Raw genomic sequence first — 13099 nt, 5'->3', positions numbered from 1 at the left:
GCCGGGTCGTGTCCCACCCTACGCCGCCGGAGCCGGCGCGGTCCGCCCTCGTGGACCGCGCCGGCCCCGGGTCAGCCGATGGCGCGGCCGGCGTAGTCCGGCGGTTCCTCGGCCAGCGCGGTGATCCGGTCGGCCACCGCGTCCGGGAACGGCGCGGTGCGGCCCTGCTCGCCGTCCACGTGCAACGCCATGATCTCCTCGGTGGCCACCAGCTCGCCGTCCACGGCCATCTCGTGGCACAGCCGCAACTTCTTCGCACCGGTGCCGACGATCCGGCTGGTCACCACGAGCTCCGAGTCGGGCGCGACCTCGCGCAGGTAGCGGACGTGCGCCTCCACGGTGTACAGCGAGCAGCCGGTGTCGCGGCGGTACGTCTCGTCGAGACCGATCTGGTCCATCACCGCGTCGGTGGCGAACCCGAACACCAGCACGTAGTACGCCTCGCTGAGGTGGCCGTTGTAGTCGATCCACTCTGGACGGACGTGTTGCCGGAACTCCTCGATGCCGCTCACGACCGGCCCTTCCGGACGCCGTCGATCGCGCGCATCACCGCGATCACGGCGCGGTCCCGGTCGGCGACCAGGTCGGCGATGCTGCGGCCGTCGGACGCCTCCTCGCAGCCCTTGACCATCGCGTCGCGCAGCTCGTCGGTCAGCTCCGGGGCCTCCAACCGGGTCCACGGCGACTTCAGCGACGGACCGAAGTGGTCCAGCATGTGCGCCATGCCGCCCTCGCCGCCCGCCAGGTGGAACGTCAGGCACGGGCCGAGCAGCGGCCAGCGCAGCCCCGGGCCCTCGGTGATCGAGGCGTCGATCTGCGCGGGCGTGGCCTCGCCGTTGGCGACCATGTGCAGCGCCTCGCGCCAGATCGCCTCCTGCAGGCGGTTGGCGATGAAGCCCGGCACCTCGCGGTCCATGGTGATGACCGACTTGCCCGCGACCTCGAAGAACCGCGAGGCCCACTCGACGGCCCACTGCTCGGTCCGCTCGCCGCCGACGACCTCGACCAGCGGGATCAGGTACGGCGGGTTGAACGGGTGGCCGACGACCAGCCGCTGCGGTGTCGGGCAGTCGCGCTGCATCTCGGTCATGCCGTAGCCGGAGGTCGACGAGGACACCACGACGCCGGCCGGGGTCGCCGCGTCGATGCGCGCCAGCAGGTCCTGCTTGAGCGCCAGGTCCTCGGGAGCGCTCTCCTGGACGAACTCGGCGTCGGCGACCGCCTCTTCCAGGGTCGCCGCGATCACCAGGTTGTCGGTGGAGGCGCCCTCGGCCAGGCCCAGCTCGGTCAGCGCGGGCCACGCGGCGTCGATCAGGCGCCGCAGCTTGTCCTCGAAGCCCTCGGCCGGGTCCCAGGCGATCACCTGGTAGCCGCGCGCCAGGAAGTGCGCGACCCAGCCGCCGCCGATCACGCCGGCTCCGATGCAGGCGACCCGCCGGACCGCCTCGGGTGCGGGAGTGTGCTCGTTCACCTCGGTGCGTCCCTTCATCAACGCTTGGTCAGGCCGAGTTCGGCGCGTGCGGTCTCCGGCGTGGCGATCTTGCCGCCCATCGCCTCGACGATCGTCACCGCGCGCTCCACGAGCTGGGCGTTGCTGGCCTTGACGCCCTTGCTCAGGTACAGGTTGTCCTCCAGGCCGACCCGGACGTTGCCGCCGAGCGCGGCGGTCAGGCCCACCCACCGCAGCTGGTTGCGGCCGATGGCGAAGCTGGCCCAGTTCGCGCCCTCGGGCAGCATGTTCACCTGGGCCTGCAGCAGACCCGGGTCCGGCGGGGCGCCCCACGGGATGCCCGAGCACAGCTGGAACAGCGGCGGGGCGTCGATCAGGCCCTCGTCGATCATCTGGTTGGCGAACCACAGGTTGCCGGTGTCGAAGATCTCCAGCTCCGGCTTGACGCCGAGTTCCTGGATGCGCCGGGCGCCCGCGCGCATCATGTCCGGCGTGGAGATGTAGAGCTGGCTGCCGTTGCCGAAGTTCAGCGATCCGCAGTCCAGCGTGCAGATGTCCGGCAGCAGCTCCTCGACGTGCGGCAGCCGCTCCAGCCCGTTGACCAGGTCGGTGCCGTCGACCGGCTTGAGCGGGTCGTCCTGGTCGATCACCAGGTCGCCGCCCATCCCGGCGGTGAGGTTGATGACGACGTCGATGCCGGTGTCCTTGATCCGCTCCACCACCTCGCGGTAGAGCGCGACGTCGCGGGAGCCCTGGCCGGTCTCGACGTTGCGGACGTGGATGTGCACCACGGCGGCGCCGGCGTTGTAGGCGTCCACGGCGTCCTTGGCGATCTGCTCCGGGGTGACCGGGACGAACTCGCTCTTGCCCGTGGTGTCGCCGGCACCGGTGAGGGCGGCGGTGATGATCACTTCGTTCTTCATGGGGTTCTCCCTTCGTGGGGACGGCGTGCTCACCTGGGCGCGCGGGGGCGCGCCGAGGAGGTCTTCGGCGTGGGGGAGAGCGGGGTTGTCAGTGCCGGACGATCTCGCGTTCGACGAAGTCGCGGAGGACTCGCCGCATCCGTTCGACGGAGCGGCCGGGACGGCCGGTGAGCACCTGGATGCCCAGGCCGTCGACGAGCGCGGTGAGCGTCACGGTGAGTTCTTCGGCATCGGTGTCGGTGAACACGCCCTGCTGCTGGCCCTGCCGGATGGTGCGGGCGATCGTCTCGTGCCACCGGGTGTAGGAATCGCTGTGCAGCACCTGCAGGTCCGGGTTGAGCGCGCTCTCGTTCCACACCTGCAGCCAGATCGACCACTCCGAGCGCAGCAGGCCGGGCGTGGGCAGCTGCAGCTCGACCAGCCGCAGCAGCCGCTCGTGGGCGTCGGAGATGCTGTGCAGTTCGGCGACCTGCCGGTCGAAGGCCAGCCGCACCGAGTACCGCAGGGTCTCGGTGAGCAGGTCGTCGCGGCCGGGGAAGTAGTAGTGGATGGTGGCCGCACTGGTCCCGCACGCCTGGGCGACGTCGGAGATCCGCACCGAGTGGTAGCCGCGTTCGGCGATGAGCTTCCACGCGGCGTCCAGGATCTGCTGGTAGCGGCCCGCTTCCCGGGAGTCGCCGGGTTCGGGACCGCTGCGGGCCGAGCGCCGCGGGGCCGCGGCCACCGTCTCGGCGTCGTCCCGGCCGTTGATCAGCCAGTTGACCGTCACCCCGGAGACCTCGGCGATGCGGGTCAACTCGCCCGGCGTGAACCGCCGGGTCCCGGTCAGCGACTTGGACAGCTTGGTCGGGTCCAGTCCGATCCGCTCGGCGAAGGCGCGCTGGCTGTCCGGGTACCGGCGCAACACGTCCCGCACTCGTTGGCGCAACGCGGCCGTCGTGTCCTGCACGCCAGGAACGCTAGCAGTCCATTGCGAGAATCGCAATCATCGGGGTCTGGATTGCGATCATCGGGTGCATCTCGGGGCGTTGCCCGTACGCTGGGTTATTCGGAATGACGTGCGGAAACTCTTCCGCGTTGGTTGCTCGCGGTATCGGCTGTCCGGGGGATGACTGATAGGTCAGTCGATTCGCAACGGACGGCGCTTGTGCGGGGCGGCGGTCGGCATGTTGAGCTGGAGAACGTCCCGCAGGTTTACACGAAGAGGTGACATGAGCGAGCGCAGCGAGACGGAGACCACCGACCGCGCCGCGGAGGACGTGCGCCGCTGGCACGTCCTGGGCATCTGCCTGGTGGCCGGGTTCATGACGCTGCTGGACGTCAGCATCGTCAACGTCGCGCTGCCGTCGATCCAGCAGGGACTCGGCGCTCCGTCGGCGGCGCTGTCCTGGGTGGTCTCCGGTTACGCGCTGACGTTCGGCCTCGTGCTCGTCCCCGCCGGCCGCCTCGGCGACGACCGCGGGCGCAGCCGGATGTTCCTCGTCGCGCTGGTCGCCTTCACCGCGGCCAGCGCCCTGGCCGGCTTCGCGCAGACACCGCTGTGGCTGGTGATCGCGCGGCTGTTGCAGGGCGTCGCCGGCGGGATGCTCAACCCGCAGGTGCTCGGCCTGATGCAGCAGCTGTTCCACGGAGCCGAGCGGGGCAGGGCGTTCGGCCTGTTCGGCGCCGTGGTCGGCATCTCCACCGCGATCGGGCCGCTGCTCGGCGGGCTCATCATCCAGCTCGCCGGCAACGAACACGGCTGGCGGTGGGTGTTCTTCGTGAACCTGCCGATCGGCGCGGCGGCGATCCTCTACGGACTGCGCGTGCTGCCGCGCGACCGCAAGCGCCGCGACGAGGCGCAGAACCTCGACCTCGTCGGCGTGCTGCTGCTGGGCTGCGGACTGCTGTGCCTGCTGCTGCCGCTGGTGCAGCAGGAGAGCAGCGGGGGCAGCCCGTGGTTCCTGCTGCCGGTGGCCCTGGTGCTGCTGGCCACCTTCGTGTGGTGGGAGGCCCGCTACCGGGCGCGGGGACGCCACCCGCTGGTGAACCTGTCGCTGCTGCGGATCCGCAGCTACGCCTTCGGCAGCAGCCTCGGGCTGCTCTACTTCGCCGGGTTCACCAGCATCTTCTTCGTGCTGGCGGTGTACTTCCAGCGCGGCCTGGGGTACTCGCCGCTGCAGGCCGGGCTGGCGCTCACCCCGTTCGCGGTCGGCTCCGCGGTGTCCTCGGCGCTGGGCGGGCGCGTGGTGCACCGCCTCGGACGGCGACTGGTGATCATCGGGCTGAGCGGCGCGCTGCTCGGCCTGCTGGCCACCGACGTGCTGCTGGCGACCCGGCCCGGCGAGACGGCGGGCCTGGTGACCGCGCTGCCGCTGCTCGTCGCCGGGGTCGGCAGCGGTCTGGTGATCTCGCCGAACCAGACCGTGACGCTCAGCGAGATCGACTCCCGGCACGGCGGTACCGCCGCGGGCGTCCAGCAGACCGGGCAGCGCATCGGCTCGGCGCTGGGCACCGCGGCAGCCTCCGGGCTCTTCTTCGGCGAACTGGCCACCGGCGGGTTCGACGCGGCGATCTCCACCGGCCTCATCGTCGCGGTCTGCTTCGTCGCCGCCGCGCTGCTGGTCGGCATCGCCGAGATCGTGCAGGCCCGCCGGGCTCGCGACGCGTGATCAGCCCCGGGCGGCCGGTGCGCCGAGCTTGGCGTGGCGGCGGCCGTAGCCGAAGTAGATCACCAGGCCCACCACGAGCCACACCCCGAAGCGCACCCAGGTGATCACGCTCAGGTTGGCCATCAGGTACAGGCAGGCCACGGCGGTGACGATCGGCAGCCAGGGGGACAGCGGCACGCGGAACGGCCGCGGCATGTCCGGGCGCCTGCGGCGCAGCACCGGCACCGCCAGGGCGACGATGAGGAAACCGGACAGCGCGCCGATGCTGACCATGTCGGCCAACTCGGAGATCGGGACGAACCCGGCCAGCACCATGATCAGCACCGCGCCGCCGAGGGTCATCCGGTGCGGCGTGCCCCACTTCGGGTGCACCTGGGAGAGCTTGGCGGGCAGCAGGCCGTCGCGGCTCATCGCGAAGCCGATCCGGCCGATGGTGACCAGCTCGACCATCATCACCGAGGTCAGCCCGGCCACCGCACCGAGCGCGATGAGCGCGGCCACCCACGGCTGGCCGACCGACTGGAACGCGGCGGCCAGCGGGGCGCCCTCGTCGATCTTGCGGTAGTCGACCATCGCGCTGAGCACGAACGCCACCGCCACGTACAGCACCGTGCACACCGCCAGGCTGCCGAGCAGCCCCACCGGCAGGTCCCGCTTCGGACGCCGGGTCTCCTCGCCGAGGTTCGCCAGCGCCTCGAAACCGGTGTAGGAGAAGAAGACCACGGCCGCCGCGGTGAGCATGCCGCCGATGCCGTACACCGACTGGCCCATCCCCAGCGCGGCCTGGACCAGGGGTTGCTCCAGCGCGCTGCCGCCCGCCGCCGGGGGCTGCGCGGGCGGGATGAACGGCACGAGGTTGGCGCTGCGGACGAAGAACAGCCCGGCCACGACCACCAGCACGCACACCGCGACCTTGACCACGACCAGCGCGTTGGTCACCCAGGACGACTCGCGGATCCCGATCACCGCGATCACGGTGAGCACCGCGATGATCGCGATGGCACCGAGGTTGACCGACGCGTCCTCGCCGAACCACTGCGACGGCAGCCCCAGCAGGTTGGCGATGTAGCCGGACCAGCTGCGCGAGACCACCGACGCGCCGAGCGCGAACTCCAGCAGCAGGTCCCAGCCGATGATCCAGGCGAACAGCTCGCCGAGCGTGGCGTAGGCGTAGGTGTAGGCGCTGCCCGCGGTCGGCACCGCCGAGGCGAGCTCGGCGTAGCAGAGCGCGGCCAGCGCCGCGACGATGCCGCCCACCACGAACGAGAGCACCACCGCCGGCCCCGCGTGCTCCTTGGCCTCGATGCCGGTCAGGGTGAAGATGCCGGTCCCGATGATGATTCCGATGCCGAAGCCGATCAGGTCGACCCCGGTCAGCCGTCGGACCAGCCCGCCCTGGGAACCCCGGGCCAGCACGTCCTCGACTGGCATCGTCCGCAATACGCTCACGCCGCAGCACCGTAGAAGACTTCACCCCGAACGGCCTAACCGCGGCGACGCAGCGTGACTGTTTCGGTATGCGAAGTGGACGAACGGGTGCCGCCGTTCCACTGGATGGGAAACGGCATGGGAAGGACCCCGCCGCGCGCGACGGGGTCCTCGACGAGCCGGGCGGTCAGGCCGGTACGGACGCGGTGTCGCGGTCCCAGACCCGGTGCCTGCCCAGGGCGGCGGCGAACTCCGCGAGGAAGTCGTCGGGCAACGCGCCGCCCGCGGCGGTGACCACGCCGTGGTCGGCCACCACCCCGTTCGGACCGCCGGCCTTCTCGGCTTCGGCGATGCCCGCGTGCTGCAACAGCCGCATGCCCTCGTCGCTGGCCGCCACGGGCTTGTGGTGCTTGTACGCCTCGGTGACGAAGTGCACCGCGTAGCCGTCGGCGGACAGGGCGCGGATGCTGTCCGCGCCGCCGGGGACGATCACCCCGTCGTAGACCACCGAGGCCATCGTGTTGATCTGCCGATCGACGTCGACCTCGCCGCCGTTCGCGCCGCGGATCTTGCCGTCGCGCAGGGCCAGCACCTCGGCGATCGCGCCCCGTTCGGACAGCCCCCGGCGGATCTGCTCCACCTCGGTGGAGTCGACGCCGTCGGCCGCCAGCACCGCCACCTTGCGGGTGGCGATCGTGCCCGTCACCGAGTTCGCCTGGCTCAGCGCCGGGGAACTGCGGCCGTGGTTGGGCGTTTCGGCCTGCTGCGGCGGCGCGACGCCGACGCCCTCGGCGACCGCGACGGCCAGCTCGTGGTCGACGTGGTTGAGCCGGGCGACCACGCCCTCGCGCACGTGCTGGTGGTCGACCTTGCCCAGCTCGAAGCGGAACGCGGCGACGATGTGCTCCTTCTCCCAGGACGCCATGCTGTTCCAGAACAGCGTGGCCTGGCTGTAGTGGTCCTGGAAGCTCTCGCTGCGCTTGCGGATCTTGTGGCCCTCCACCTTCTCCTGGTAGTGCGCGAACGCGCCCGCCTCGGTGCCGCCGACCACCGGGCACCCGCCGGCGAGGCTGTTCTCGCTGTAGCTGGTGCGACCGCGGTGGATGCGCTGCTGGCCGTAGCCGTCGCGCTGGTTGTTCGCCACGTCGGCCACCGGCCGGTTCACCGGGATCTGCGCGAAGTTCGGCCCGCCCAACCGGATCAGCTGGGTGTCCAGGTAGGAGAAGTTGCGCGCCTGCAGCAGCGGGTCGTTGGTGAAGTCGATGCCCGGCACCACGTTGGCGGTGTGGAAGGCGACCTGTTCGGTCTCGGCGAAGAAGTTGTCCGGGTTGCGGTCCAGCACGAGCCTGCCGACCGGCCGCACCGGCACCTCCTCCTCGGGGATGATCTTGGTCGGGTCCAGCAGGTCGAAGTCGAAGTCGAACTCGCGGGACTCGTCGACCAGCTGCACGCCCAGCTCCCACTCCGGGTACTGCCCGGCCTCGATCGCCTCCCACAGGTCCCGGCGGTTGTAGTCCGGGTCCTTGCCCGCGATCTTCTGGCACTCGTCCCACACCAGCGAGTGCGTGCCCAGCGCGGGTTTCCAGTGGAACTTCACGAACGTGCCCCGGCCCTCGGCGTTGACCAGCCGGAAGGTGTGCACCCCGAAGCCCTGCATCATCCGGTAGCTGCGCGGCAGCGCCCGGTCGGACATCAACCACATCATCATGTGCAGCGTCTCGGGCTGGAGCTGCACGAAGTCCCACAGCGTGTCGTGCGCCGAGGCGGCCTGCGGCATCTCGTTGTCCGGTTCGGGTTTCACCGCGTGCACGAAGTCCGGGAACTTGATGCCGTCCTGGATGAAGAACACCGGCATGTTGTTGCCGACCAGGTCGTAGTTTCCCTGCCGGGTGTAGAACTTCGTCGCGAAACCGCGCACGTCGCGCACGGTGTCGGCCGAACCGCGCGAGCCCGCGACCGTGGAGAACCGGACGAACACCGGCGTCCGCTCGTTCGGATCGGTCAGGAAGCTCGCGACCGTGTAGTCGGCCAGCCAGCCGTCGTAGGGCTGGAAGTGCCCGTAGGCGCCCGCGCCGCGGGCGTGCACCACCCGCTCCGGGATGCGCTCGTGGTCGAAGTGCGTGATCTTCTCGCGGGCGTGGAAGTCCTCCAGCAGGGTCGGTCCGCGCTCCCCGGCGCTCAACGCGTCGTCGGTGTGGTCCACCCGGACCCCTTGCTGGGTGGTCAGGTACGTGTCCTGGGGGTCCTTGCGGACCTCGTCCAGCTGTCGGTGCTTGGCGTCGTGCGACTCGGCGGCCATCTCCGAACCCCTCCTGCGCGTGGAACCTGCGGTTCCCGGGTTCCCCGCTGCGGCCGGGCGGTATGCGCGGATCAGCCGAACCACGGCAGCATCCGGACCAGTTCCGGGGCTGCCGCCACGATCAGGAAGTGCAGTCCGCGCCCGGCCAGGCTGGCGGTGAGGAAGCCGACCACCGGCAGCCCGGCCGCGCCGGAGAGCACGCACATCAGGCTGTAGGGCGGCAGACCGGGGATCGCGCTGACGAACAGCGCGCCCAGCCCCCACCACGGGCGCTGCTCGGTGCGGCGGTGGAACGTCTCCAGCCACGCCGCCCACCGGCCCCGGCGCTGCTTCTCGGTCGCCTTGGTCAGGCGTTCGCCGAGGCGGAAACCACCCTTGCCCGCCAGGTAGAACAGCGACTTGCCCGCGACCTGGCCGACCGCGGCGGCCAGCGCGAGCGGCCACCAGCTCAGCCCGTCGACGGTGGAGAGCACGCCGATCAGGTAAATCTCGATGTTCACCAGCGGGAACACGCTGCCCAGCGCGGCGGTGCCCGCGGTGGCCAGCAGCCACCCGATCATCGCGCCGTCCCGGGGGCGGCGTGCGTCGTGGTCAAGGCGGCTCCAGCGCAGGGGCGGACGAGGACCGTGGCAGGGTACCGGGCGTCACCGCCGGTCATCGGCGGGTGGGGGCGCCTGCTGCGACGACCGCCACGCCGGTCACGGCTCCTCGGCGTCCGGGTCCCAGTCGAGCAGCCGGACGCGGCTGACCGTGCGCAGGTGGCGTCGCATCGCGGTCACCGCCGCGCGCGCGTCGCCCGCCCGGATCGCCTCGGCGATGCGCTCGTGCTGCGCCAGCGACTTGGCCGGGCGGCCGGGCTGGCGCAGCGACTCGCCGCGGCTCTCGGCGATCTCGTCGGCGATGGTGCGCATGAAGTCGGCCAGCAGTGCGCTGTGCGCGGCGGCGGTCACCGCGGCGTGGAACCGGCGGTCGCCGTCCAGTCCCAGCCGCCCGTCCGCCACCGCGCGCCGCATGTCCGCCAGCGCCGCGTCCAGCTCGGCGAGGTCGGCGTCGGTGCGGCGGCGCGCGGCGAGTTCGGCGAGCTTGGTCTCCAGCGCCTCCCGCGCGTCGAGCACGTCGGGCAGCCGCCGCTTGCGCGCCACCAGCTCGTCGACCGGTTCGACCTCCAGCGACTCGCGGCGCAGGTAGGTGCCGCCGCCGTGCCGGACCTCGACGAGGCCCTGCACCTCCAGGACCACGATGGCCTGCTTGACCGAAGCGCGGCTGACGCCCAGGCGCTCGGCGAGCTCGCGTTCCGGCGGCAGCCGGTCGCCCGCCCGCAGCCCCGAGCCGGCGACGTGTTCGCGCAACCGCTGGACGACCTGCTCGTAGAGGCGCGGTCGGGTCAGCGGGCGCAGGGCTTCGGACACCGTGGCTCCTCCGAGCGGGGTGGGATCAGCACAGATCAGGCTAGCACCGCGGGAGCAGTGGCCCAGCCAGTTCGCCACTCTTGACCGGCGGGGTGCGCTGGCGGGAAAGTGGTTCAGCCAGTGAACCAATGCGAGCGTGGAGGTGGTCATGGCCGTGCTGTTCCCGAAGTTGCGGCAGCCCGACGACGTGGAGGCGCTGCGCTTCGGCGAACGCGCCCTCGACTACCGGGAGCTGGCGGGAGTGGCGGCCGCGATCGCCGACCGCCTCGCCGGGGCCCGGCGCGTCGCGGTGTGGGCGACGCCGACGCTGCAGACCTGCGCGGCCGTGGTCGGGGGTCTGGCCGCGGGCGCCGCGGTCGTGCCGATCAACCCGAAGGTCGGCGAGCGGGAGCTGGCCCACATCGTCGGCGACAGCCGACCGGAGGCGCTGCTGGCCGCGCCCGGCTTCGAGCCGCCGGAGGCGCTGCGCGACGTGCCGTTGCACGAGGTCGACCTCGCCGCGCGGGGCGGGCAGCTCCCGCCTGAACCGGACGACGAGGCGCCCGCGCTCGTCGTCTACACCTCGGGGACCACGGGGCCGCCGAAGGGCGTGGTGCTGCCGCGCCGGGCGATCCGCGCCAACCTCGACGCGCTGGCCGAGGCGTGGGAGTGGACCGACCGCGACGTGCTGGTGCACGGCCTGCCGCTGTTCCACGTGCACGGCCTGATCCTGGGCACCCTCGGCCCGCTGCGGCTCGGCGGTTCGGTGCACCACCTGGGCCGGTTCTCCTCGGAGGCGGCGGCAGCGGAACTGGCCGGACCGGCCACGATGATGTTCGGCGTGCCGACCATGTACCACCGGCTGGCCGACGACGCCGAACGGGATCCGGCGATCGCCGAGGCCGTCGGCCGCGCCCGGCTGCTGGTGTCCGGCTCGGCCGCGCTGCCCGCCGTGGAGCACGAGCGCATCGAGCGGCTCACCGGTCAGCGGGTCGTGGAGCGCTACGGCATGAGCGAGACGATCATGAACTGCGGCGTGCGCGCCGACGGCGACCGCCGCCCCGGTTACGTGGGACGGCCGTTCGCCGGGGTGGAGCTCAAGCTCGTCGACGAGCAGGGCGCCGAGATCACCACGTCCGACGACGAGACGGTCGGCGAGATCCTGGTGCGCGGCTCGAACCTGTTCAGCGGCTACCTCAACCGCCCGGACGCCACCGAGGAGGCGTTCGTCGACGGCTGGTTCCGCACCGGCGACATGGCCACCCGAGCCCCGGACGGCTACATCCGCATCGTCGGGCGCAAGGCGACCGACATCATCAAGAGCGGCGGCTACAAGATCGGTGCGGGCGAGATCGAGAACGCCCTGTTGGAGCACCCGGCGGTCGCCGAGGTCGCGGTCACCGGCGAGCCCGACCCCGACCTCGGCGAGCGGATCGTCGCGTGGGTGGTGGCCGCGCACGAGGTCGCCGAGGGCGAGCTGGTCGACCACGTGGCGCGGCTGCTCACCCCGCACAAGCGGCCGCGCGAGGTCCGGTTCCTGGACGCGCTGCCGCGCAACGAGATGGGCAAGGTGCAGAAGAAGGCGCTGGTCCATGGCTGAGCGCGGCGCGGCGCGCGAGCTCGTCGCGTCGATCGGCCGGGAGTTCGAGGAGTTCGACCTCCCGGCCGACCGGCCGGAGCCGGACGGCCCGCTGGGCTGGCCGGGTTACGACGAGCAGCGCGTCCGCGCCGCGGCCCGCAGCGGCGCCGACGAGTCGGTGCTGTGCGGGCGCGCGCGGGTGGGGCGGCGCCAGGCCGTGCTGATCGCCTTCGACTTCGGTTTCCTCGGCGGTTCGGTCGGCACGGCCGCCGGGGCGCGCATCGTGCACGCCTTCGAGCAGGCCCGCGAGCTGCGGCTACCGGTGATCTCGCTGGTCGCCTCGGGCGGTAGCCGGATGCAGGAGGGCATCCTGGCGCTGGCCCAGCTGCAGGCCATCGCGCGGGCCTGCCTGCTCACCCGCCAGCAGCGCATCCCGCACGTCACGGTGTTGCGCGACCCGACGACGGGCGGCATGTGGGCGGCGCTGTCGGCCGCCGCCGACGTGGTGCTGGCCTCGCCGGAGGCCGCGGTGGCCTTCGGCGGCAGCAGGGTGCGCGACCCCGGCGCGACGGGGGAGGCGTTCACCGCCGAGGGCAAGCTCGCCGACGGCCAGGTCGACCGGATCGTCGACGACGCGGAGCTGCCGGAGGTGCTGGCGCGGCTGGTCGAACTGCTGCACCCGCGGCGGCTGGTGCGCACGCCGGAGCCGGCCGATGTGCCCGAGTCGCTGACCGGCGCGCAGTTGCCGGGCTCCGGGTGGGAGGCGGTGCGCCGGGCCCGCTCGCCGCGTCGTCCGCGCGCCGGGGACTACCTGGCCCGCTACGCCACCTCCCGCTTCCACATCAGCGGCGACCGCTGCGGCGGTGTGGACCCCGGCATGATCTGCGGTTTCGGCGACCGGGCGGGGCGCACGGTGGCTTTCGCGGCGCAGACCGGCACGGCCAACACCCCCGCCGGTTTCCGCACCGCGGCGCGGCTGATCCGGCTGGCCGACCGGCTCGGCATCCCGGTCCTGACGCTGGTCGACACCCCGGGCGCGGCCAACGACGAGGCCGCCGAGCGGGCCGGGATCGGCCCGGCGATCGCCGAGGTGTTCACCGCGGTCGCCGAGGCGCGGGTGCCGATCACCACGCTGGTCGTCGGCGAGGGCGGCTCGGGCGGCGCGCTGTCCCTGGCGGCACCGGAGCGCACCTGGATCACCCCGGACGCCTACTTCGCGGTGATCGCCCCGGAATCCGCCGCCGCGATCCTCAAGCGCGACCCGTCCGAGGTGCCCGACCTGGCGGGCTGGTTGCGCCTGCGCCCCCAGGACCTCGTCGCGCTCGGTTTCGCCCGCGACATCGCGAGGTGACTCGGGGTGACCGGCCCGGACGTCCGCACC

The 13099-nt window shown here is 72.3% G+C and carries 11 protein-coding genes; 3 read left to right on the top strand and 8 right to left on the bottom strand.

Translation table 11 applies throughout. The features are described from left to right. Window positions 1-71: 71 nt before the first annotated feature. The 4 genes from NV263_RS19760 to NV263_RS19745 all read right to left on the bottom strand — a co-directional run bounded on the left by NV263_RS19760 (window position 72) and on the right by NV263_RS19745 (window position 3322). Window positions 72-512: a thioesterase family protein gene (locus tag NV263_RS19760; RefSeq protein ID WP_263247913.1), complete on the bottom strand. Its 441-nt coding sequence runs from the start codon at window positions 510-512 to the stop codon at window positions 72-74. After that, window positions 509-1489, bottom strand: coding sequence for a 3-hydroxyacyl-CoA dehydrogenase NAD-binding domain-containing protein (locus NV263_RS19755; protein ID WP_263247912.1), 981 nt, complete (start codon window positions 1487-1489; stop codon window positions 509-511). The genes NV263_RS19760 and NV263_RS19755 overlap by 4 nt, the downstream gene beginning before the upstream one ends. Beyond that, window positions 1489-2373 (bottom strand): BKACE family enzyme, encoded by an 885-nt coding sequence (locus tag NV263_RS19750; protein WP_263247911.1) that lies wholly within the window; start codon window positions 2371-2373, stop codon window positions 1489-1491. The genes NV263_RS19755 and NV263_RS19750 overlap by 1 nt, the downstream gene beginning before the upstream one ends. An 88-nt stretch (window positions 2374-2461) precedes the next feature. Then, window positions 2462-3322: a TetR/AcrR family transcriptional regulator gene (locus NV263_RS19745; protein ID WP_263247910.1), complete on the bottom strand. Its 861-nt coding sequence runs from the start codon at window positions 3320-3322 to the stop codon at window positions 2462-2464. A 262-nt stretch (window positions 3323-3584) separates the two neighbouring features. Between NV263_RS19745 and NV263_RS19740 the strand changes: the two genes are divergently transcribed. Beyond that, on the top strand, window positions 3585-5024 hold the full coding sequence (locus tag NV263_RS19740; RefSeq protein ID WP_263247909.1) for an MFS transporter: 1440 nt from the start codon (window positions 3585-3587) through the stop codon (window positions 5022-5024). Here NV263_RS19740 and NV263_RS19735 read toward each other — a convergent pair whose 3' ends face one another. The 4 genes from NV263_RS19735 to NV263_RS19720 form a co-directional block, all read right to left on the bottom strand. Beyond that, window positions 5025-6455, bottom strand: a complete 1431-nt coding sequence (locus NV263_RS19735) for an amino acid permease (RefSeq protein ID WP_380757705.1) — start codon at window positions 6453-6455, stop codon at window positions 5025-5027. A 184-nt stretch (window positions 6456-6639) separates the two neighbouring features. Beyond that, complete coding sequence (locus tag NV263_RS19730) at window positions 6640-8751, bottom strand: catalase (protein WP_263247906.1); 2112 nt, start codon at window positions 8749-8751, stop codon at window positions 6640-6642. Window positions 8752-8822: 71 nt separating this feature from the next. Continuing rightward, window positions 8823-9311: a VTT domain-containing protein gene (locus NV263_RS19725; protein WP_263247905.1), complete on the bottom strand. Its 489-nt coding sequence runs from the start codon at window positions 9309-9311 to the stop codon at window positions 8823-8825. 138 nt (window positions 9312-9449) lie between these two features. Then, window positions 9450-10160 carry a FadR/GntR family transcriptional regulator gene (locus tag NV263_RS19720; RefSeq protein ID WP_263247904.1) on the bottom strand — a complete coding sequence of 237 codons (711 nt, stop codon included), beginning with the start codon at window positions 10158-10160 and terminating at the stop codon, window positions 9450-9452. A gap of 148 nt (window positions 10161-10308) precedes the next feature. Here NV263_RS19720 and NV263_RS19715 point away from each other — a divergent pair, with 148 nt between their 5' ends. After that, window positions 10309-11739 (top strand): acyl-CoA synthetase, encoded by a 1431-nt coding sequence (locus NV263_RS19715; RefSeq protein ID WP_263247902.1) that lies wholly within the window; start codon window positions 10309-10311, stop codon window positions 11737-11739. Next, entirely contained in the window at window positions 11732-13069 is a 1338-nt protein-coding gene (locus NV263_RS19710) for a carboxyl transferase domain-containing protein (RefSeq protein ID WP_263247901.1), read from the top strand. Before NV263_RS19715 ends, NV263_RS19710 begins: the two co-directional genes overlap by 8 nt. Window positions 13070-13099: the final 30 nt, after the last annotated feature.

The sequence above is a fragment of the Saccharopolyspora rosea genome (genome assembly GCF_025643595.1).
Classification (GTDB): Bacteria; Actinomycetota; Actinomycetes; order Mycobacteriales; family Pseudonocardiaceae; genus Saccharopolyspora; species Saccharopolyspora rosea.
This window is presented reverse-complemented; position numbering and strand designations above follow the sequence as displayed.

What these genes read in the sequence shown, in the direction of transcription:
- NV263_RS19750 (WP_263247911.1), bottom strand. Translation starts at nt 2,373, where the DNA reads ATGAAGAACGAAGTGATCATCACCGCCGCCCTCACCGGTGCCGGCGAC.
- NV263_RS19755 (WP_263247912.1), bottom strand. Translation starts at nt 1,489, where the DNA reads ATGAAGGGACGCACCGAGGTGAACGAGCACACTCCCGCACCCGAGGCG.
- NV263_RS19730 (WP_263247906.1), bottom strand. Translation starts at nt 8,751, where the DNA reads ATGGCCGCCGAGTCGCACGACGCCAAGCACCGACAGCTGGACGAGGTC.
- NV263_RS19710 (WP_263247901.1), top strand. Translation starts at nt 11,732, where the DNA reads ATGGCTGAGCGCGGCGCGGCGCGCGAGCTCGTCGCGTCGATCGGCCGG.
- NV263_RS19735 (WP_380757705.1), bottom strand. Translation starts at nt 6,455, where the DNA reads ATGCCAGTCGAGGACGTGCTGGCCCGGGGTTCCCAGGGCGGGCTGGTC.
- NV263_RS19740 (WP_263247909.1), top strand. Translation starts at nt 3,585, where the DNA reads ATGAGCGAGCGCAGCGAGACGGAGACCACCGACCGCGCCGCGGAGGAC.
- NV263_RS19715 (WP_263247902.1), top strand. Translation starts at nt 10,309, where the DNA reads ATGGCCGTGCTGTTCCCGAAGTTGCGGCAGCCCGACGACGTGGAGGCG.
- NV263_RS19725 (WP_263247905.1), bottom strand. Translation starts at nt 9,311, where the DNA reads ATGATCGGGTGGCTGCTGGCCACCGCGGGCACCGCCGCGCTGGGCAGC.